We start from the raw sequence: 18,468 nt of genomic DNA, 5'->3' as shown, positions 1-18,468 counted from the left end.
ACGATGGCACGCCCCCCAGAGAGCCCGTCGCACACGCAGGCATTCACCGCGGCGTGCACATTTCGCTGAAGCCAAACGCGGCACCGGGCTATTGGCGCTACGCCTATGCCGTCGGCGACAGGGCCCGCTGCGGGCGCGTGCAAGGCAGGCTGCCGTTGCTCGCCATCAGGCGCGTACAGATGCGCATCGACCGGGACATGCGGAGCAACCGGACCGGCGATTGATCTTGCGACAGCGCCGCGCGCGGCGAGCGCGCCGGCAAGGCCGGCAACCGGATGTCGGCTTGGCTAACGACGATTAACCGGATTTCAGCCGACCGGTTTACGCCGTTGCAAAGGCGCGCACCTAGGCTTCCGTCGAGGTCCCCCAAACCACTTTCGGTGCAATGGCCAATAGCATCTGGACGATCGAAGAATTCACCTGCCCGGGTTGCAGCATGAACTACACCGCGACAAGGGAGGAGCACGCCGAAGCGCATTCCGGCAGCTTCAAGTGCAGCATCTGCAGCGGCGTCGTGCACACCTGGTCCGGCAAGCATCATTTCTTCGGCTGGGAAGCGGTGAAGGCCAAGCCACCCGTGTTCGGAAGACGCTGGGCCGGCGCGGGCTGGTAGACTGCTTCCAGCGGACCCAGACCCGCTACTCCCGTCAACGCTGCCTGCCCGAACTGCGGCTTCTGCTACTCTGCGGCACCGGTTAACATCCGCGCCCCGCAACTGAAGCCGACACGCAATGACCTCACCCTTCGTTCCCCAGATCGCCCTTTACCGCACCTGGCTCGCCGAACAGCGCGGCCTTACCTTCGCAAGCTACGAGGAGATGCGGCAATGGTCGGTGCGCGACCTCGACGGGTTCTGGCGCAGCATCTGGGACTATTACGATCTGCAATCGCCAACGCCATTTGCGGCCGTGATCACCGAGCGCAAGGTGCCCGGCGCGGTCTGGTTTCCCGGCGCCCAGGTCAACTATGCCCGGCAGGTGTTCCGCCATGTGGAGGCGGCTGACGCCGCCGGCCTGCCAGCGATCGTCAGTTCCGGCGAGGACGGCAGGCTTTGCGAGACGAGCTGGCCGGAGCTGCGGCGCAAGGCGGCTGCCCTCGCGCTGCATCTGAAAGAAAAAGGCATCAATCCCGGCGACCGGGTCGCCGCCTATCTGCCCAACATCCCCGAGACCATCATCGCATTCCTGGCGAGCGCCAGTATCGGCGCGATCTGGAGCGTGTGCGCGCCCGACATGGCCGCACCCGCCGTGATCGACCGCTTCAAGCAGATCGAACCGAAAGTGCTGATTGCCTGCGACGCAGTCACCTATGCCGGACGCCGACACGATCGCAAAGACGTTCTCGCCGAGCTGCGGCGATCGCTGCCGACGGTCGAGCACGTCATCCTGCACAGCGAGGCCGCCGCGCCCGCAGCGGCGGACGCCCTGCTCTCCGAGATTGTCGCAGCAACAGGCGCGGAGATCGACGCGTTCGAGCCAACGTGGCTGCCGTTCGATCATCCGCTCTGGATCGTCTATTCGAGCGGCACCACGGGCCTGCCGAAGCCGATCGTGCACGGCCATGGCGGCATCGTCATCGTGGTGCTGGCGCTGCTGGGATTGCACAACGATCTCGGCTGCTCCTACCACGAGAACTCGTTCGGCGAGCGCTATCACTGGTACTCTTCGACGGGCTGGATCATGTGGAACAGCCAGATCGGCGGCCTGCTCGGCGGCACCACCTGCTGCATCTTCGACGGCAGCCCCGGCGGCGCCAGGGACAAGCCGGACTGGACCACGTTGTGGCGCTTCGTCGCGCAATCCAAAGCGACCTTCTTCGGTGCGGGCGCCGCGTTCTTCGCCAACTGCGCCAAGGCCGAGATCGACCTCACCGCCGCCGGTGATCTCTCACAGCTTCGATGTCTCGGCTCGACCGGCTCTCCGCTGAGCGCCGACACGCAAGCCTGGTTCAACGACCGCTTCGCGGCGCTCGCGAAGATCAACGGCAGCAAGGCGCAGGCCGATATCTGGTGGGCCAACATCTCCGGCGGCACCGATTTCGCCGGCGCCTTCATTGGCGGAAATCGCGAACTGCCGCAGACGCCGGGCGCGATGCAGTGCCGTCTGCTGGGTGCCGCCGTGGAAGCCTTCGACGAACAGGGCCGCGCCGTCATCGGCGAGGTCGGCGAGCTCGTCTGCACCGAGCCGATGCCGTCGATGCCGCTCTATTTCTGGAACGACAAGGGCGATGCGCGCTATCGCGCGAGCTATTTCGAGACCTATCCGGACAATTTCGACGGCAGCGGCCGCGGGCCGGTGTGGCGGCATGGCGACTGGCTCAAGGTCGACCCGGACGGCTCCTGCATCATCTATGGCCGCAGCGATGCCACCATCAACCGGCATGGTCTGCGCATGGGCACGAGCGAACTCTACTCCGCGATCGAGGCGTTGCCGGAGGTGCTGGATTCCCTCGTCGTCGATCTCGAATATCTCGGCCGTGACAGCTACATGCCGCTGTTCGTGGTGCTGCGCGAAGGCGTCGCCTTCGACGGCGCAATGCAGGCGAGGATCAACAAGGCGATCGAGGCCGGCCTCTCCCGCCGCTTCCTGCCCAACGAGATTTTTGCGGTCGCCGAGATCCCGCGCACGCTCTCGGGCAAGAAGCAGGAGCTGCCGATCAAGAAGCTGCTGCTCGGCCAGCCCGTCGAGAAGGTCATCAACCGGGAGGCGATGGCCAATCCCGCCTGCCTCGACTGGTATCTTGCCTTTGCACGCGACTATCTGGCGCGGAGGGAGACCTGAGGGGAGATCGCCCCAATTGTGCCGATGCCGTTTGGACTCCGTTCACCGATCGCCGCTAGAGCAGGATGGATCTTCCGAAAACGAACGCGCGCCATGGCCGACCTCAACGCCGTCCTCACCAGGCTCAACGACCGTCTGCTCCGCCTCGAGGGCGAGTTGTTCGTGCTGCGCTCGCTGGCCCGCGCGACGCTGACGGCGGGCGATGACCACGCGGCGCGAATGCGCAAGCTGGTCGAGGCCGCAAAGGTCGCGCTCGACGATGAGGCCAGCCGCCCCCTCGACAAGCCGACGCGCAAATATGTCGATGCGGCGACCGCGCTGGTGGAGGAATTGCTGGTCGAGCCGACCCAGGCACGGCCGTTGTTCACCGTCATCGACGGCGGCCGGCGCGACTGAGCGTCAAATTGACTGACCGTTGTCCGTCGCAGCGATATCGCCTGACTTGAGCCGGCTGAGGCCGGCTTCGATGATCGCGATCTCCTCGTCGATCTGACCGATCGGCAGGCTGAAGTCGTAGCCGGACCTGCTCTTCAGATCGACCGCAAGCCGCTGTCTGTGCATCATCAGCTCGTCAAGGCCGCGCCGGTTCTTCAGCCGGACATAGACGTCGACGATCTGCTCAATCGCGCTCGGCATGAAATCGGTCCCGGCGAAAAGCCCGCACGGCGCACCCACGCCGGCGGGACGATCTCGGTGTCGCGGTACGCAATACAAATCCGCGACGGATTCGTCGATACGCCAAGCTGGTTGAGATCATGTTACCGTCAGATGATTTCGTGATGGCCGCGCATGAAAAAGCCGCTGGCGATCATGCCAGCGGCCAAATCCGGGTTCGAAAACGGATACGGGTTGAAATGTCGCCAGCCCCGGTTGGTCCACGTTCTACCGGCAAATCCTGGATCTCTGTGTTAAAAACGAAACACAGGAACAGGCCTATCTCTAATCGCCGCCCGACCGTGGCGGCGTGGCACGGCTAGTCTGTGACGCAGAAATATTTGCGCGGCAGCCTGCGGTAGGCGCTGTAGCGGTAATGCGGCCGGTACGCGTAGCCGCGATAGAGTGCCGGCGGCTCCTGGCCGTAATAGGCGCCGTGATAGAAATTGATGACCGGCCCTTCCGCGCAGCGATAGGTGTCCCAGGTCGGACCGATGAAGGGCGCCACACCAACCTCAGGCGGAACCACCGGATAGGGCTGTCCGCCGGCGCGCGCCGGAGGGGTTGCGACTAGGGCCGCGAGAAGGACAACCACGCGCTTCGCATGCGTTCGCTCCGAGCCGATGTCATCCGCGTATGGAAGCACCGGACCGGCCGACGCCGCAATCGCGGAATTCATCGCGCAGCCTCGCTCGGTGCATTGTTGATAACCGGCGCAAACGCAGTGCGGGTGGTGACAGGACGTCCGGACGTGTTATCGGGAGGTGACGCAGTTGCGAGACGGATCGGACACCCATGCGCATTACCCTCGTCGGCTCCCGCCATTTCGGCGTGACCACCCTGAACATGCTCCGGGAGCACGGTGTCTCGATCGTGCGGGTTGTGGTGGCCGACGCCGAGGATCGTCTCGCCGCGACGGCCAAGGCGGCGGGCATCGAGGTCGTGGTCCAGGCCAATCCCAAGCTGGTGGTGGCCTCCGAGATCGCCCCCGACACCGATCTGATCGTCACCGCGCACAGCCACGCCCGGATCGGCAAGGACGCGCTCGAGGCCGCGAAGCTGGGCGGGATCGGCTATCATCCCTCGCTGCTGCCGCGTCACCGCGGCAAGGCGGCCGTGGAATGGACCATCAAGGAAGGCGACCCGATCGCCGGCGGCACGATCTACCACCTCGCCGATCGCATGGACGCCGGCGCCATCGCGGCCCAGGAGTGGTGCTTCGTCAAGAAGGGCGAGACGGCGCGGGAGCTGTGGGAGCGCGCGCTCGCCCCGCTCGGGCTCAAATTGCTGGCCGACGTGATCGATTATGCCAAGGTCCACAAGGCGCTGCCGTCCAAGACTCAGGACGAGCAGTTCGCGACCTCGGCGCCAAGCCTTTCCTAAGGCCCTTTCCTGAGTCGCTGTCCCGACGTTTACCCTTAACGTGAAGGGGCGTTGATTCTGCTTCGAAAATTGCAGCCGGAAATCCAAATAAACCATTGTTCCTGCAGGAACAATTTTCGATTTGGCACCGCACCAAATTTCCGTCACATTTGGCCCGAATAAGGGTCAGCATATCAGACAAATTCAAGGACGGATTTTATGCGTTTTGCTCGCATTGCGGCGTTCTGTGCCGCTTCAGTTTTCACCCTCGCCGCGCCCGCTTTCGCCCAGACTCCCTATGACGGCAACTGGCAGGTCACCATCGTCACCAAGAGCGGTTCCTGCGAGCCGACCGCAAGCTCCTTGCTGACGGTTGCCGACGGCAAGATCACCGCGCCGGGCGCTAACGTTTCCGGCACCATCGGCAGCGGGGGACTTGTGAAAGTTTCGATCAATGGTGCATATGCCAACGGTCAACTCAGCGGCAACGCCGGATCGGGGAAGTGGAATGGAGCATCTGCAGGCATACCGTGCAGCGGGCGGTGGGAAGCATCGCGCCAATAGAAGAATCGTGACCAGCGGTCTGGGCCAGCGGCTCCTGATTGCGGCTGCCGTCATGTTTGCGGCCGGAATTGCCAATTCCGAGAGCAAGGCCCAGTCGGGCCCGTTTGCGCCGCTGGCAGGCAGCTGGAGCGGCTCGGGAACGGTCACGTTGGATGACGGCTCGACCGAGCGGATCCGCTGCCGGGCCAAATACGCTCCGGTCGGACCGACGATGGAGTTGTCGCTGACCTGCGCCAGCGACGCCTACAAGTTCAACCTCGGCGCCAACGTCAAGGCTGAAGGCAGCGCCATCGCGGGCAGCTGGTCCGAGGCCAGCCGCAATATCAGCGGCTCCCTTTCGGGCCGCGGCGCGGGTGGAAACTATGAGCTGCTCGCCTCCACCGCCGGCTTCAACGCCAACATCTCGCTGAAGACGTCCGGCAACAAGCAGAACGTCACGATGCGTGCCGATAGCCAGTTCCGCGGCGCCAACATCTCGCTGTCGCGCTAAGCCGATACAAGTAGATTGACAATCGACCCGGCGATCTCGCCGGGTCGATTTTTTATGTGCCCGGCACGAACGCCGTGACCTCGATCTCGACCTTGGCCCGGTCGTCCACGAGGCCGCCGATGTAGAGCAAGGTCGAGGGCGGGAAATTGCGCCCCAGCGTTTCCTTCCAAGCCGCGCCGATGCCGGACCCGGCTGCCTCATATTCGCTGCGGCTGGTCAGATACCAGGTCAGGCGGACGATATGCTCGGGGCCGGCGTCGGCCTCGCCCAGGAGCTTGATGACCCGCTTCAGCGCGGTCCCGACCTGCGCTGCCATGTCAGGCGCGTAATTGCCGGTCTCGTCGCCGCCGGTCTGCCCGGCCAGCACCACCCAGCGGCCCGGCCCCTCGACCGCGACGCCATGGGAAAAGCCGCGCGGTTTTTTCCACTCGGCCGGCTGCAAGATGTGCATGAGCGAAGATCTCCCGATTTTTCTCGTTGTTCAGTGATGCCTTAGCACGCCGCCATGCATCGCTGCACCGGCAGATTTGGCCGTTGCAAACGGCGACGATGTCGCCGATACCGGCCCTCCCTCAGAACCCTCGCCTCCCAAACCTGCGCCGATGAACACCACACCGTCCAAAACGATGGCTGCCCTCTGGATGGCGGGCTGGCTGTCGCTGATGCTGGTCATGGCGGTCGCCGGGCGCGAGACCACGCGCGAGCTGAATGTATTTCAGATCATGGAAGTGCGTTCGGTGATCGGGTTCACGCTTCTGCTGCCGATCATCTACCGGTCCGGTGGCTTCAAGGCGGTCGCGACCAAGCGCCTGCCCCAGCATCTCGCGCGCAATGGGGTGCATTATTTCGCACAGCTCGGCTGGTTCTACGCACTGACGCTGATCGGGATCGGCCAGGTCGTCGCGATCGAATTCACCATGCCGATCTGGACGGCACTGCTGGCCGCAACATTCCTGTCCGAACGCATGACCGTCTGGAAGATCGCCGCGATCGTGCTCGGTATCGTCGGCGTGGTCATGATCGTGCGGCCCGCCACCGGCGAGATTAATCCGGGCCAGCTGATCGCGCTGGGAGCCGCGATCGGCTTCAGCATCTCCATGATATTGGCGAAATCACTGACCCGGACCGAGAGCGCATTGTCGATCCTATTCTGGATGATCGTCGTGCAGATGGTCGTGGGTCTGCTCCCGACGCTCTATGTCTGGACCTGGCCGTCGGCCTCCCTGTGGGGTTGGCTGTTCGTTATCGGGGTCTGCGGCACATTCTCGCACTATTGCCTCGCCAGCGCGCTCCGGTACGCGGATGCGACCATCGTGGTGCCGATGGACTTTCTGCGGGTTCCGCTCACGGCCACCGTCGGCTGGCTGCTCTATTCCGAGCGGCTCGACTCCTGGACCGTGCTCGGCGCGGCGCTGATCCTCTGCGGCAATCTCCTGAACTTGAAGCCGGCTTCGCCGGTTCCCGCCCGCGCACGCTGAACCTTGCGCCGCTTCGTGCGACAAAACCAAGTGTCCGTGTGATTTAGATCACGTTGGAAGGGTATTCCATCGTGCACATTCTGCCACACTGCAGCGGGTTGAACGCGACGAACTGCCGTTTTGGTGGCGCCAAATCGGCCACTTCGTGTAAGTTCGTTGCCAATCTGTTGCTGCCTGCAATTTCGATTCTGTTGGGGATTCCAGATGCGCACTCTCACCCTCCTCGCGTCGCTGATGTGCATGGTACTGTCGGTCAGTGCCGCGAAGGCCGACCGCCGTGTTGCTTTCGTCGTCGGCAACGGCACCTACAAGAACGTCGCACAATTGCCGAACCCGCCGATCGACGCCAAAGCGATGGCGGCAACGCTGCGCAATGTCGGCTTCGAGGTGATCGAAGGTTCGAACCTCTCGCGCGACCAGATGACGGAGAAGCTGCTGGACTTCGGCCGCAAGGCGCAGGGCTCGGATGTCGCAGTGTTCTATTATGCCGGTCACGGCATCGCGGTCGGCGGCTCCAACTATCTTCTGCCTGTCGATGCCGACATCAAGTCGGAGATGGACGTCAAGCTCGGTGCCGCCATCAACATCGATCTGACGCTCGAGCAGACCATGGGCGACGCCAAGGTCAAGCTGGTCTTCCTTGACGCCTGCCGCGACAATCCGTTCGCCGCCAAGATCAAGTCGAACTCCGCGACCCGCAGCGTCAACGTGCAGAGCGGTCTTGCCGAGATGAAATCCGGCGAAGGCACGCTGATCGCGTTCGCCACCGGTCCGGGCCAGACCGCGCTCGACGGCCAGGAGGGCAACAACAGCCCGTTCACCCGTGCGCTGATCGACAACATCACCAAGCCTGGCATCGAGATCCAGCAGGCGATGACGTCGGTCCGCGCCCAGGTCAACGAGGAGACCCACAAGGGTCAGCTGCCCTGGGGCCACACCAATTTGATCGGTGCGGTCTATCTCAACCAGGCTCCGACGACCCAGGTCGCCAATGCGGCACCGACGGCTGCTGGCGTCGTGCCCGCGGCAACAGGCGGCAATTCGGACGGTGTCGAGCTCGAATACTGGCGGTCGGTCAAGGAGAGCAACAAGCCCGAAGAGCTCAACGCCTACCTCTCCACCTACCCGAACGGCCAGTTCAAGGCACTGGCGCTGGCGCGGCTCGCGGCAATCAAGAGCGGCCCGTCGACGACGACCCGCAACCTCAACGCCGGTGTCGATCCTGCCACCTTCACCGACGACGCCAGCCAGCTCACCGAGGACCAGATCGGCCTCGACAAGGGGCAGCGCCGCGACGTGCAGCGCCGCCTGACCGGACTCGGATTCGACACCAAGGTCACCGGGGCGTTCAGCGAGGACACCCGTACGGTGCTCAAGCGCTGGCAGGCGGCACGTGGCTATCCATCGAGCGGCTATCTCAACAAGCTGCAGCACAAGGCCCTGCTGTCGGAGATCGTGGCCTCCGCGCCGACCACTGCGAGCGACGACAGCGCGAAGCCGGCCCGACGTGCCCCGGCCCAGGCGCAGAGCGCACCCGCCCAGCATCGCGGCGGCGGCGGCGACGCCGGCGCAGCCTTCGTCGGCGGCGTCGTCGGCGGCATGATGGGCGGCATGTTCCGCCGCTGAGGCGAGGCCAACCGCAAATACAAAAGCCCGGCTCGCGCCGGGCTTTTTCGTTGCGACTAGCCAAACCTTTGGCGCCTACTTCCCCGCGGCCTTTCGCAGCGCCTCGTTGATGCGATCCTGCCAGCCGGGGCCGCCGGCCTGGAAATGCTCCAGCACGTCCTGGTCAATGCGCAGCGTGACCTGCTCCTTGACCCCCGGCGCCACGTTCTGCTTTGGCGGCGCCGCGGCGACCTTCGCCGTCACCTTCTTGAACGCCGCCTCGGCCTCCGTCCTGGCGTCGCCCAACGTCCGCGGCCGCCTCGGTGGTTGATCCGCCATGTCCTAGATTCCCTCAAACAGAGCCGTCGAAAGATACCGCTCGGAGAAGGACGGCACTATAGCCAGGATGGTTTTTCCCGCAGCTTCCGGCCGCTTGCCGATCTCGAGGGCCGCGGCGATCGCTGCGCCCGAGGAGATGCCGCCCGGAATGCCCTCGTGCCGCGCCAGCGCCCGCGAGGTCTCAATCGCCGTCGTGGAGTTGATCTTCACGATCTCGTCGATCACCGAGCGATCGAGGATGTCAGGGACGAAGCCCGCACCGATGCCCTGGATCTTGTGCGGCGTATGCTGGCCACCCGACAGCACCGGGCTCTCCTCCGGCTCGACCGCGACCACGCGCAGCGAAGGCTTGCGCGGCTTCAGCACCTGGCCGACGCCGGTGATGGTGCCGCCGGTGCCGACGCCGGCGACGAAGAAGTCGACGTTGCCGCCGGTGTCATTCCAGATCTCCTCCGCGGTGGTGCGGCGGTGCACCTCGGGATTGGCGAGATTCTTGAACTGCTGCGGCATCACCGAATTCGGCGTCGTCTTCAACAGCTCTTCGGCCGTAGCGATGGCGCCCTTCATGCCTTGTGCGGCCGGTGTCAGCACCAGCTCCGCGCCGAGAAAGGCCAGCATCTTGCGTCGTTCGATCGACATCGACTCCGGCATGACAAGCTTGAGCCTATAGCCGCGCGACGCGGCGACGAAGGCCAGCGCGATGCCGGTATTGCCGGAGGTCGGTTCGATCAGCACGGTGTCGGGCTTGACGATGCCGGCCTTCTCCATGGCGATGATCATGGCCGCGCCGATGCGATCCTTCACGCTTGCGGCGGGATTGAAATATTCAAGCTTTGCCAAAATGGTCGCGTTCACGCCGTGCATGCCCGGCAGCCGGCGCAAGCGCACGATCGGCGTGTCGCCAAAAGCATCGACGATCGAGTCATAGATCCGGCCGCGGCCGGGTTGGTGCGCTGCACCCGTGGTGGACGATGCGTCCATGATGAACTCCCTGTGGCGACGATTGTGCTTCTGTTGCAGCTCTTGCGCAGTTAGAGACAGCCTGCGGCGACACGCAAGCGAGATTGCGGCACATGTTAAATACGCTGCATCGCAAAATCGCGTGAGCAATAATTATCAGAAAACCAACGCATTTGTGTTGCGACCTCGTCAACTGATTCTGCTTATGTTAGACTTAGGTCTCAAAGCTGGGAGGTCACCACGATGTCAGCAGTCGCTGAAGTGTTGTCGACCGTCGCAACGAACCGCGCTCCGCGTTGCAGTGAGTTGCCGACCTGTCCCGTCTGCGCCGACTCCATGATCGCCGCCGAAGGTTCTGCGTATCTGTCGGAACACGTGATCAGCTATCTCTGGACCTGCGACAATTGCGGCTACGGCTTCGTGACCAAGCACTCCGTCAAGCAGCGTTTCCTCTGCAACTGACCTAGCGCGGGGCGATGTCGCCCCTCGCCCAGTTCTCGCGCGTACGCCGATAGAACTCTTCGAACATGCCCTGTGCGACCGCGTCCCTGATGCCCTGCATCAGAAACTGGTAGTAAGCGATATTGATCTCGGACAGCAGCATCGCACCCAGCGTCTCGCCCGCCTTGACGAGATGATGCAAATAGGCGCGCGCGTAGGTGCGCGCCGACGGCCAGGTACTCTCTTCGTCGAGCGGCCGGGGATCGTCGGCGTGGCGCGCGTTGCGCAAATTCACCTGGCCGAAGCGTGTGAAGGCTACGCCATGCCGGCCATTGCGCGTCGGCATCACGCAGTCGAACATGTCGATGCCGCGCTTGACAGCCTCGAGGATGTCGTCGGGCGTGCCGACGCCCATCAGATAGCGCGGCCGCTCTCTCGGCAGCAGCGGCGCTGTCTCGTCGATCATCGCGAGCATCACGGCTTGCGGCTCACCGACGGCAAGGCCGCCAATCGCATAACCATGGAAACCGATCTCGACGAGGCCTTGCGCGCTGGCATGGCGAAGCTGGGGTATGTCGCCGCCCTGCACGATGCCAAACAGCATGTAGCCGTCGGGCGCGCTCTCGAAGGCGCGCTTGCTTCGCTCGGCCCAGCGCAGCGACAATTGCATTGCGCGGTCGATGTCGGCGCGCTCGGCGGGCAGCCGCACGCATTCGTCCATCTGCATCGCGATATCGGAGCCTAGCAAACGCTGCACCTCGATCGAGCGCTCCGGCGACAGCTCGACCTTGGCACCGTCGATATGCGAACGGAACGTCACGGCGTGCTCGCTGACCTTGCGCAAATCCGCCAGCGACATCACCTGGAAGCCGCCGGAATCCGTCAGCATCGGCCCGTTCCAGCCGGTGAATGTCTGCAAGCCGCCAAGTGCTGCGATCCGCTCGGCGCCGGGACGCAGCATCAGATGATAGGTGTTGCCGAGCACGATGTCGGCACCGGCCTCACGCACCTCGCGCCAGTGCATGCCCTTCATCGCGCCGGCGGTACCGACCGGCATGAAGGCGGGCGTGCGCACCACGCCGTGCGGCGTGGTCAGGCGCCCGGTGCGCGCGGCGCCATCCATGGCGAGCAGTTCGAAATGATTGGGCAGACCGGTGTCAGGACGATTCATGACGGTGCTTATTGCGTGTCGGAGCGGGCCGATCAACCCGCCCAGGCGCTGCATCGGCCGGCTTATGCATCGGATTGGGACAGGGCCACCAATATTTGGAACACGGAAATTTGCGCCTGCCACGCTTGTTGAACAAAACGATACAGTGTAGTTTTATCCCCGGGGCTGGATGAGCTGCCGCGGCGATGTTGCCGGCGGCGGTAGATGCGTGATCGCCAGCCACCGACAATGCCCTTCCCTTTAATTCGACTGACACGTCCGGCAGTTCGCATGGCTGGGCAAGGCAGACCTGCGCCCGCCTGTTCGGATGGCTGGTCCTGACGTGTAGCCTGGCGCTCGGCGCCTGCACCTCCCTGCCCCGCACGCCCTATACGGCCGCTGAAGCCAGCACATCGCGCGTGCTCGATATCGACGGCCTGCGGCGCTACGCCGACGAACCCATCACGAGATTCAGCTTCGAGAAGGACACCAGCACCGCGACCAAGTCCTACCTGGCGCTGTCAGGCGGCGGCGCCGATGGCGCCTACGGCGTCGGCGTGCTCAACGGCTGGACCGCGGCCAGAACCCGTCCCACCTTCTCGGTCGTCTCGGGCGTGAGCACCGGCGGCCTGATTGCACCCTTTGCGTTTCTCGGCTCGCGATATGACGACACGCTGAAGGAGGTCTACACCAGCGGTGTCGCGGAGAGCCTGTTGAGCGATCCCAGCATCATGCGCGTGCTGTTCGGATCCGGCCTGTTCGGCAACACGCGGCTGCGCGAGCTCGTCGCCCGTTATGTCGGGCCCGAGATCATGGCGCAGGTCGCGCGTGAAAACGCCAAAGGGCGCAAGTTGCTGGTGGTGACGACAGATCTCGACACCCAGCGCACCGCGATCTGGGACATGGGCAAGATCGCCACGATCGGCACGCCCGAGGCGCTCAAGCTGTTTCGCGACGTGATGGCGGCCTCCGCCAGCATCCCGCTGGTGTTTCCGCCGATCATGATCGACGCCGAAGGCGAGGGCCGCAGGTTTCAGGAGATGCATGTCGACGGCGGCGTGACGGCCCCGGTGCTGACGCTGCCGGAAGCCCTGCTTTTCCAGGGCAGTCGCCTGCCCGGCCCTGCGAAGCTGGACATCTACATCCTCGTCAACAAAAAGATCGAACGCAATTTCGAGCTCGTCTCCAACAGCACCATCGACGTCGCCTCACGCAGCCTGTCGTCGATCACCCAGTCGCAAACCCGCTCGATCATCTTCTCGACCTATGATTTTGCCAGGCGCAACCGCCTGGGCTTCCATCTCTCCTACATCGCGCGCGATTATCCGGCGGCACCCTCGGAAGGGTTCGACACCGCCTATATGCGGGCGCTGTATCAGTACGGATATGAGAAGGCGGCTTCGGGCCAGGCCTGGACTTCGACGCTTCCGTGAGCGCTCGCTGAGGAACGGGGCCGTGCCGAGACGGTTGACGATGCGGCCCATTCGGCCAGATTGGCCATGACGCACCCGTTGCTGCGCGTTATAGAGCATCACTGATGTCACGACTGCGCAGGAATCATTGGGCATGGGATTGACTGCGAGCAGGACCAGACCGGCAGCTCAGCGGCGCGAGGTGCCGAAATCGCGCGGCGGCCGGCCGACGAAAAGCGCCGCGATCGAGCGCGATCAGCGGCTGATCGAGGTCGCCACCCGCCTGTTCCTGGATCGCGGCTTTGACGCCACCTCGCTCGATGCGGTCGCGGAAGCCGCGCGAGTGAGCAAGCCCACCGTCTATGCCCGTTACGGCGACAAGCGCGGCCTGTTCGCCGCCGTGCTGCGGCGTGAGATCGCGCGATGGCTTGCACCGCTGTCCGCGGCCGCCGAGACGAAGCTCAGCAGCGCCTCGGACATCTCGGTCGAGCAGCGGCTGGTCGAGATCGGGCGCGAGATGCTGACATTCACCTGCGGTCCCGATGCCGTCGCCTTCAGCCGCATGATGACGTCGCAGGCCATCAACTTCCCCGACATCGCCAAGCTCGGCAAGGAGGAAGGCTGGCTCAAGGCCGTCGCCACCACGGCGCGCTTCTTCGATCATCTGGTGGCGCAAGGCGCGCTCGATGTCGACGACACCACCATCGCGGCGGAAGTGTTTCTCGACGTCGTCGTCGGTCACAACCATCGCCTGGCGACGTTTGGAACGCCGCCGGAGATGAAGGTCGCGGAAAAGCGCATGCGCGCTGCGATCAAGCTGTTCCTGGCAGGCGCGCTGGGGTCTGCGGACGGCAGCCAGAGTGCAGCCAAGGGCACGCAGCGGCAGCGCTCGTCGCGCTGACAATTCCGTGAGGTTGCGATCTTCCAGGGGGATCCTGCGCACACGCCGTTTACCAAAACAAAACGATACGGTATGGTTTAATTATAGGGCGATGCGGATCGCTTTTTCACCAGCCCCAAAGAGGTCCGCACCGCCTCGATCGCCGCGGCGGACAGCCCGTCACGACGCTCAGCGGCCGACCGATGCCCAAGGTCGGCCGCAAATTCTTTACGATCATCCGGCACACTCGCTGGCCGAGGGGTTCGAGCATGACGACGGCCAAACGACGGATCTCGGGATTGCTCGCACTCGCCCTATCCGCACTCCTCCTCGCCGCGCCGGCGCGGGCGATCGTGAGCTCGGGCACGCCGACCACGCTTCACAGCGACACAGATGGTGACGCCGAGGCCGATCGCCAAGCGGTCAGTCGCGAGATCGAGCGCTTCCGCAGTTCGTCGATCTCGATCAACCAGGCCATGGCGATTGCGGAAGCCCGCCACGCCGGTGCCACCACGGCGGATGTGAGTTTCGACGGAGCCTCCGGCGTGCCGGTCTACCGGGTGAAGACCCTGCACAATGACCGGATCTGGCGCCACACCATCAATGCCGCGACCGGCGAGCTCGTCGGCGGGGAAGCCGCCCTCCCTCTGGCCGAGCTCGACCTCGACGATCGCAGCAACCTCGCAGCGCTCGGTGCCATCAAGCACCGACTTGCGGATGCCGTGCACGTCGCCGAACGCGCGGCCTCCGGCAAAGCGATCAGCGGCGGGCTGGTGCGCGAAAGCGGCCGGCTGAATTTCGCGATCGTCGTCATCAGTGGCGACAACCTCAAGGAGGTCATCCTCGAACCGCCGGGCGCCCGGACCAAATAGCGGTAGCCCCAATCCCGCCGAAAAGCCATTGACGGGCGCAAGACTCTCCCGCATAAGCTCCCGCCATGTTCACGACCACCAAACGCGCGACTAAAACCACCACGGCCTTCGGGGCCCGGGGAGGCGTGCGCGTGTAGTCGTCGACTAGAACGCAATCACTCTACCGAAGCCCCGCCCTCGTTGGTCCGGGGCTTTTTTGTTGTCTGGATTCTCAAATCAATGGAGGACACCGTGAGTAACGATCCCGTCGTCGCGATTGTCGGCGTCACCGGTGCGGTGGGCGCCGAATTCATCGCCACCATGGACAAGCGCGGCTTTGGCGTCGGCAAGCTCAAGGCGTTGGCCAGCGCCCGCTCGGCCGGCAAGACGGTGTCGTTCCGTGGACAGAACGTGGTCATTGAGGAGCTGACCGAACGCGCTTTCGAAGGCGTCGACATCGCCCTGTTCTCCGCCGGCGGCAGCATTTCGAAGAAGTTCGCGCCGATCGCGGTCACGGCCGGAGCCGTCGTCGTCGACAACTCCTCCGCCTTCCGCATGGACCCGAACGTGCCGCTGGTGATCCCCGAGATCAACCCGAACCGCATCCGCGACCACAAGGGTATCATCGCCAACCCGAACTGCGCCGCCATCACGGCGCTGGTGCCGCTGTGGCCGATCCACCAGAGCAACCGCATCAAGCGCGTGATCATCTCGACCTACCAGGCGGCCTCCGGCGCCGGCGCTGCCGCGATGGACGAGCTGGTCGAGTCCACCCGCGCCAACCTCAACGGGCAGGTTTATACGCCGAAGGTGATGCCGCATCCCTACGCGTTCAACCTCTTCAACCACAACACGGCGATCGACCCTGACACCGGCTACAACGACGAAGAGACCAAGGTCATCAACGAAACCCGCAAGATCTTCGAGGACGACAAGATCGCGATCGGCGTCACCTGCGTGCGCGTGCCGGTGCTGCGGGCTCATTGCGAGGCCATCACCTTCGAATGCGAGAAGCCAATCAGCGAGGATCAGGTCCGCGCCATCATGGCGCGAGCGCCCGGCGTCAGGATCGTCGACGACCGCGCCAAGAACTACTTTCCGATGCCGATCGACGCCTCGGGCCAGGACGACGTCCTGGTCGGCCGCATCCGCAAGGATCTCAGCGACCCCTCCGGGCATTCGATCTCGATGTTCGTGGCGGCGGACCAGCTGCTCAAGGGCGCGGCGCTCAACGCGGTGCAGATCGCGGAGCTGTTGCCACAGCGGGTGATGGCGTAACGGACGGTGCCGTAGGGTGGGCAAAGGCGCGCAAGCGCCGTGCCCACCATTTCCCTCGCGCATCCACGAAAGATGGTGGGCACGCTTCGCTCTGCCCACCCTACTCCGCCAAAATTAGTCGTGCGCCCGAAACAACAGACACGCATCGCCATACGAATAGAACCGATAGCCGGTCGCGATCGCGTGTGCATACGCCTGCTGCATCGTCTCCAGCCCGGAGAACGCCGACACCAGCATGAACAGTGTCGACTTCGGCAAATGGAAATTGGTCAGCAGAACGTCGACGGCGCGGAAGCGGTAGCCGGGAGTGATGAAGATCGACGTCTCCGCGGCGAACGGCTCAATGGTGCCGTCCTCGCTGGCTGCGCTTTCGAGCAGGCGCAACGACGTGGTGCCAACCGCGATGATACGGCCGCCGTTCTTGCGCGCGGTGTTGAGTCGTTCCGCCGTCTCGGCCGAGAGCGAGCCCCACTCGGCATGCATCTTGTGGCCTTCGGTGTCGTCCACTTTCACCGGCAGGAAGGTCCCTGCCCCGACATGCAGCGTAACGCGATTGATGCCGACACCGCGCGTGTGCAGCGCCTGCTCCAGCTCCGGCGTGAAATGCAGGCCGGCTGTCGGCGCGGCAACGGCGCCCTCATTCGCCGCGAACATGGTCTGGTAGTCGGCGAGATCCTGATCGTCAGGGGTACGTTTCGAGGCGATGTAGGGCGGCAGCGGCGGGCTGCCGAGATCGGCGATGGCTTGATCCAGTGTCGGGCCGTGGAACGAAAATGACAGCGTCACCTCGCCCTCCACGCCCTTGGCCTCGACCTCGGCGTCGAGATGGCCAAGCAAGCAGACCTTTCCCTCATTGCCGAAGCGGATGCGGTCGCCGGCTGCGAGTTTCTTGGCCGGCTTCACCAGTGCCTGCCAGCGCGAACCGTCGAGGCGCTTGATCAGCGTTGCCTCGATCTTCGGCTCGGTCTCGCGGCCAATGCGACGGCCTTTCAATTGCGCCGCGATCACCTTGGTGTCGTTGACGACGAGCTGGTCGCCCGGCTTCAACCATTGCGACAGATCGGCGATGATATGGTCGCGCAGCGTGCCGTGGTCGACAACCAGCATCTTCGCGGAGTCGCGCGGGCTCGCCGGGCGCAATGCGATGTGCTCGGCGGGCAGGTCGAAATCGAAGAGGTCGGTGCGCATCGCGTGCTCACGGCCGTACAGTCAGACCCTCATGGTGAGGAGGCGCGGAGCGCCGTCTCGAACCATGAAGGCCGGGCTGCAGCAGCGGGGCCTTCATCCTTCGAGGCGCGCGTTCCGCGCGCCTCAGGATGAGGGTTGAACGCCTACTCCGCGTCAGCCGCCATTCGCGCCTTGACGATCTTGTCGGGGTTCTGCACGGGCTCGCCGCGCTTGATCTTGTCGACGTTCTCCATGCCCTCGGTGACCTTGCCCCACACCGTGTACTGGTTGTCGAGGAAGCGGGCGTCGTCGAACACGATAAAGAACTGGCTGTCGCCGGAATCCGGGCTGGCGGCGCGCGCCATCGAGGTGGTGCCGCGCACGTGCGGCTCCTTGTTGAACTCGGCCTTCAGCTTCTTGCCGGAGCCCCCGGTGCCGGTGCCCTGCGGGCAGCCGGTCTGCGCCATGAAGCCGTCGATCACGCGATGGAACACGATGCCGTCGTAGAAGCCTTCACGCACGAGTTCCTTGATGCGCGCGACGTGGCCCGGCGCCAGATCAGGCCGCATCTCGATGGTGACGGGGCCCTGCGTGGTTTCGAGGATCAGTGTGTTTTCGGTGGCGCTCATGCTCGTCTCTCTTGGGTTGGGGGTGAAGTCCTGTCAGGTGAAGATTTGCGGTTGCGAAACTGGATCGCGAATGGACGCCCCGCAGCGGCGCCAGCCATCGCATCGGTAAATGGCATCGGCGTGCAGCGTTGCAATGCCTCCATCACCGCGATCCGGTATTGCAGCCGGTCATCGTCGGAGGCCTCCGCGGATTCATAGGTAATCCTCGGATGGCCCAGAATGTTTCCAGCCCGGTTAAAGCTCACGACGACGGTGATGTCGATCGGGCGGGCCTTGGCGGCGGGCGGCGGCTTCCAGCAGGTGCGCAGATGCCGGAAGATGTCCTGGATGGTGTTGACCTGTGCGTCCTCGGCGACCGCGCCGGGGACGCCGAGCAGCAGCACCGCGGCAACCAACAGGAGCTTGCCACCGCAGCGCGCCATCGCCTC

22 protein-coding genes are annotated in these 18,468 nt (G+C 64.3%); 13 read left to right on the top strand and 9 right to left on the bottom strand.

The features are described from left to right. Positions 1-385 precede the first annotated feature (385 nt). The 3 genes from IVB48_RS04470 to IVB48_RS04460 all read left to right on the top strand — a co-directional run bounded on the left by IVB48_RS04470 (position 386) and on the right by IVB48_RS04460 (position 3,176). On the top strand, positions 386-613 hold the full coding sequence (locus tag IVB48_RS04470; RefSeq protein ID WP_027567031.1) for a hypothetical protein: 228 nt from the start codon (positions 386-388) through the stop codon (positions 611-613). Between the two features lie 118 nt (positions 614-731). After that, complete coding sequence (locus IVB48_RS04465; protein ID WP_247397762.1) at positions 732-2,780, top strand: acetoacetate--CoA ligase; 2,049 nt, start codon at positions 732-734, stop codon at positions 2,778-2,780. A gap of 93 nt (positions 2,781-2,873) precedes the next feature. Next, positions 2,874-3,176, top strand: coding sequence for a hypothetical protein (locus IVB48_RS04460; protein WP_247397759.1), 303 nt, complete (start codon positions 2,874-2,876; stop codon positions 3,174-3,176). 3 nt (positions 3,177-3,179) lie between these two features. Here IVB48_RS04460 and IVB48_RS04455 read toward each other — a convergent pair whose 3' ends face one another. Together IVB48_RS04455 and IVB48_RS04450 are read right to left on the bottom strand one after the other, a co-directional pair. Then, positions 3,180-3,416 (bottom strand): hypothetical protein, encoded by a 237-nt coding sequence (locus IVB48_RS04455; RefSeq protein ID WP_247397757.1) that lies wholly within the window; start codon positions 3,414-3,416, stop codon positions 3,180-3,182. Positions 3,417-3,753: 337 nt separating this feature from the next. After that, positions 3,754-4,113: a hypothetical protein gene (locus IVB48_RS04450; RefSeq protein ID WP_247397754.1), complete on the bottom strand. Its 360-nt coding sequence runs from the start codon at positions 4,111-4,113 to the stop codon at positions 3,754-3,756. A 116-nt stretch (positions 4,114-4,229) separates the two neighbouring features. Between IVB48_RS04450 and IVB48_RS04445 the strand changes: the two genes are divergently transcribed. From IVB48_RS04445 to IVB48_RS04435, 3 genes are all read left to right on the top strand, one after another. Then, a complete protein-coding gene (locus IVB48_RS04445; RefSeq protein WP_027567035.1) occupies positions 4,230-4,817 on the top strand; it encodes a formyltransferase family protein in 588 nt (195 codons plus the stop codon). A 198-nt stretch (positions 4,818-5,015) separates the two neighbouring features. Next, positions 5,016-5,360 (top strand): hypothetical protein, encoded by a 345-nt coding sequence (locus IVB48_RS04440; RefSeq protein ID WP_007590760.1) that lies wholly within the window; start codon positions 5,016-5,018, stop codon positions 5,358-5,360. After that, complete coding sequence (locus tag IVB48_RS04435; protein ID WP_027567036.1) at positions 5,305-5,850, top strand: hypothetical protein; 546 nt, start codon at positions 5,305-5,307, stop codon at positions 5,848-5,850. The genes IVB48_RS04440 and IVB48_RS04435 overlap by 56 nt, the downstream gene beginning before the upstream one ends. Before the next feature lie 52 nt (positions 5,851-5,902). Here the strand turns inward: IVB48_RS04435 and IVB48_RS04430 are convergent, their stop codons facing one another. Further along, a complete protein-coding gene (locus tag IVB48_RS04430; RefSeq protein WP_247289857.1) occupies positions 5,903-6,301 on the bottom strand; it encodes a Rid family hydrolase in 399 nt (132 codons plus the stop codon). Between the two features lie 151 nt (positions 6,302-6,452). On the opposite strand from IVB48_RS04430, the gene IVB48_RS04425 reads away from it, so the two are divergent. Both IVB48_RS04425 and IVB48_RS04420 read left to right on the top strand, forming a co-directional pair. Next, positions 6,453-7,328 carry a DMT family transporter gene (locus IVB48_RS04425; protein ID WP_027567038.1) on the top strand — a complete coding sequence of 292 codons (876 nt, stop codon included), beginning with the start codon at positions 6,453-6,455 and terminating at the stop codon, positions 7,326-7,328. Between the two features lie 204 nt (positions 7,329-7,532). After that, entirely contained in the window at positions 7,533-8,954 is a 1,422-nt protein-coding gene (locus IVB48_RS04420) for a caspase family protein (RefSeq protein WP_027567039.1), read from the top strand. Between the two features lie 75 nt (positions 8,955-9,029). On the opposite strand, the gene IVB48_RS04415 is transcribed toward IVB48_RS04420, so the two are convergent. Further along, positions 9,030-9,272: a BrnA antitoxin family protein gene (locus tag IVB48_RS04415; RefSeq protein ID WP_027518078.1), complete on the bottom strand. Its 243-nt coding sequence runs from the start codon at positions 9,270-9,272 to the stop codon at positions 9,030-9,032. A gap of 3 nt (positions 9,273-9,275) precedes the next feature. Next, positions 9,276-10,253 carry a cysteine synthase A gene (gene cysK, locus IVB48_RS04410; RefSeq protein ID WP_027567040.1) on the bottom strand — a complete coding sequence of 326 codons (978 nt, stop codon included), beginning with the start codon at positions 10,251-10,253 and terminating at the stop codon, positions 9,276-9,278. A 222-nt stretch (positions 10,254-10,475) separates the two neighbouring features. On the opposite strand from cysK, the gene IVB48_RS04405 reads away from it, so the two are divergent. Beyond that, positions 10,476-10,694: a hypothetical protein gene (locus IVB48_RS04405; RefSeq protein ID WP_027567041.1), complete on the top strand. Its 219-nt coding sequence runs from the start codon at positions 10,476-10,478 to the stop codon at positions 10,692-10,694. Position 10,695: 1 nt separating this feature from the next. Here the strand turns inward: IVB48_RS04405 and tgt are convergent, their stop codons facing one another. Beyond that, positions 10,696-11,844 carry a tRNA guanosine(34) transglycosylase Tgt gene (tgt, locus tag IVB48_RS04400; protein WP_247289832.1) on the bottom strand — a complete coding sequence of 383 codons (1,149 nt, stop codon included), beginning with the start codon at positions 11,842-11,844 and terminating at the stop codon, positions 10,696-10,698. Between the two features lie 317 nt (positions 11,845-12,161). Here tgt and IVB48_RS04395 point away from each other — a divergent pair, with 317 nt between their 5' ends. From IVB48_RS04395 to IVB48_RS04380, 4 genes are all read left to right on the top strand, one after another. Further along, the gene (locus tag IVB48_RS04395; protein ID WP_247398183.1) at positions 12,162-13,256 is read left to right on the top strand and encodes a patatin-like phospholipase family protein; all 1,095 of its coding nucleotides are present in this window, start codon (positions 12,162-12,164) and stop codon (positions 13,254-13,256) included. 133 nt (positions 13,257-13,389) lie between these two features. Further along, positions 13,390-14,136, top strand: coding sequence for a TetR/AcrR family transcriptional regulator (locus IVB48_RS04390; protein ID WP_247397751.1), 747 nt, complete (start codon positions 13,390-13,392; stop codon positions 14,134-14,136). 248 nt (positions 14,137-14,384) lie between these two features. Then, positions 14,385-14,987, top strand: coding sequence for a PepSY domain-containing protein (locus IVB48_RS04385; RefSeq protein WP_247397748.1), 603 nt, complete (start codon positions 14,385-14,387; stop codon positions 14,985-14,987). 219 nt (positions 14,988-15,206) lie between these two features. Beyond that, positions 15,207-16,244 (top strand): aspartate-semialdehyde dehydrogenase, encoded by a 1,038-nt coding sequence (locus IVB48_RS04380; RefSeq protein ID WP_247397745.1) that lies wholly within the window; start codon positions 15,207-15,209, stop codon positions 16,242-16,244. 114 nt (positions 16,245-16,358) lie between these two features. Here IVB48_RS04380 and queA read toward each other — a convergent pair whose 3' ends face one another. From queA to IVB48_RS04365, 3 genes are all read right to left on the bottom strand, one after another. Beyond that, the gene (gene queA, locus IVB48_RS04375; RefSeq protein ID WP_247289806.1) at positions 16,359-17,432 is read right to left on the bottom strand and encodes a tRNA preQ1(34) S-adenosylmethionine ribosyltransferase-isomerase QueA; all 1,074 of its coding nucleotides are present in this window, start codon (positions 17,430-17,432) and stop codon (positions 16,359-16,361) included. Between the two features lie 143 nt (positions 17,433-17,575). After that, positions 17,576-18,040 (bottom strand): peptidylprolyl isomerase, encoded by a 465-nt coding sequence (locus IVB48_RS04370; protein ID WP_007590736.1) that lies wholly within the window; start codon positions 18,038-18,040, stop codon positions 17,576-17,578. Continuing rightward, positions 18,037-18,462, bottom strand: coding sequence for a hypothetical protein (locus IVB48_RS04365; RefSeq protein WP_027567048.1), 426 nt, complete (start codon positions 18,460-18,462; stop codon positions 18,037-18,039). The genes IVB48_RS04370 and IVB48_RS04365 overlap by 4 nt, the downstream gene beginning before the upstream one ends. Between the last annotated feature and the right edge of the window lie 6 nt (positions 18,463-18,468).

Source organism: Bradyrhizobium sp. 76 (genome assembly GCF_023073025.1).
Classification (GTDB): domain Bacteria; phylum Pseudomonadota; class Alphaproteobacteria; order Rhizobiales; family Xanthobacteraceae; genus Bradyrhizobium.
Note: the sequence above shows the minus strand (reverse complement) of the source record. Positions and strands in the feature narration are given on the sequence as shown.

Coding starts and splice junctions, on each gene's coding strand:
- IVB48_RS04470 (WP_027567031.1), top strand. CDS start 386: ATGGCCAATAGCATCTGGACGATCGAAGAATTCACCTGCCCGGGTTGC.
- IVB48_RS04465 (WP_247397762.1), top strand. CDS start 732: ATGACCTCACCCTTCGTTCCCCAGATCGCCCTTTACCGCACCTGGCTC.
- IVB48_RS04460 (WP_247397759.1), top strand. CDS start 2,874: ATGGCCGACCTCAACGCCGTCCTCACCAGGCTCAACGACCGTCTGCTC.
- IVB48_RS04455 (WP_247397757.1), bottom strand. CDS start 3,416: ATGCCGAGCGCGATTGAGCAGATCGTCGACGTCTATGTCCGGCTGAAG.
- IVB48_RS04450 (WP_247397754.1), bottom strand. CDS start 4,113: ATGAATTCCGCGATTGCGGCGTCGGCCGGTCCGGTGCTTCCATACGCG.
- IVB48_RS04445 (WP_027567035.1), top strand. CDS start 4,230: ATGCGCATTACCCTCGTCGGCTCCCGCCATTTCGGCGTGACCACCCTG.
- IVB48_RS04440 (WP_007590760.1), top strand. CDS start 5,016: ATGCGTTTTGCTCGCATTGCGGCGTTCTGTGCCGCTTCAGTTTTCACC.
- IVB48_RS04435 (WP_027567036.1), top strand. CDS start 5,305: ATGGAGCATCTGCAGGCATACCGTGCAGCGGGCGGTGGGAAGCATCGC.
- IVB48_RS04430 (WP_247289857.1), bottom strand. CDS start 6,301: ATGCACATCTTGCAGCCGGCCGAGTGGAAAAAACCGCGCGGCTTTTCC.
- IVB48_RS04425 (WP_027567038.1), top strand. CDS start 6,453: ATGAACACCACACCGTCCAAAACGATGGCTGCCCTCTGGATGGCGGGC.
- IVB48_RS04420 (WP_027567039.1), top strand. CDS start 7,533: ATGCGCACTCTCACCCTCCTCGCGTCGCTGATGTGCATGGTACTGTCG.
- IVB48_RS04415 (WP_027518078.1), bottom strand. CDS start 9,272: ATGGCGGATCAACCACCGAGGCGGCCGCGGACGTTGGGCGACGCCAGG.
- cysK (WP_027567040.1), bottom strand. CDS start 10,253: ATGGACGCATCGTCCACCACGGGTGCAGCGCACCAACCCGGCCGCGGC.
- IVB48_RS04405 (WP_027567041.1), top strand. CDS start 10,476: ATGTCAGCAGTCGCTGAAGTGTTGTCGACCGTCGCAACGAACCGCGCT.
- tgt (WP_247289832.1), bottom strand. CDS start 11,844: ATGAATCGTCCTGACACCGGTCTGCCCAATCATTTCGAACTGCTCGCC.
- IVB48_RS04390 (WP_247397751.1), top strand. CDS start 13,390: ATGGGATTGACTGCGAGCAGGACCAGACCGGCAGCTCAGCGGCGCGAG.
- IVB48_RS04385 (WP_247397748.1), top strand. CDS start 14,385: ATGACGACGGCCAAACGACGGATCTCGGGATTGCTCGCACTCGCCCTA.
- IVB48_RS04380 (WP_247397745.1), top strand. CDS start 15,207: ATGGAGGACACCGTGAGTAACGATCCCGTCGTCGCGATTGTCGGCGTC.
- queA (WP_247289806.1), bottom strand. CDS start 17,432: ATGCGCACCGACCTCTTCGATTTCGACCTGCCCGCCGAGCACATCGCA.
- IVB48_RS04370 (WP_007590736.1), bottom strand. CDS start 18,040: ATGAGCGCCACCGAAAACACACTGATCCTCGAAACCACGCAGGGCCCC.
- IVB48_RS04365 (WP_027567048.1), bottom strand. CDS start 18,462: ATGGCGCGCTGCGGTGGCAAGCTCCTGTTGGTTGCCGCGGTGCTGCTG.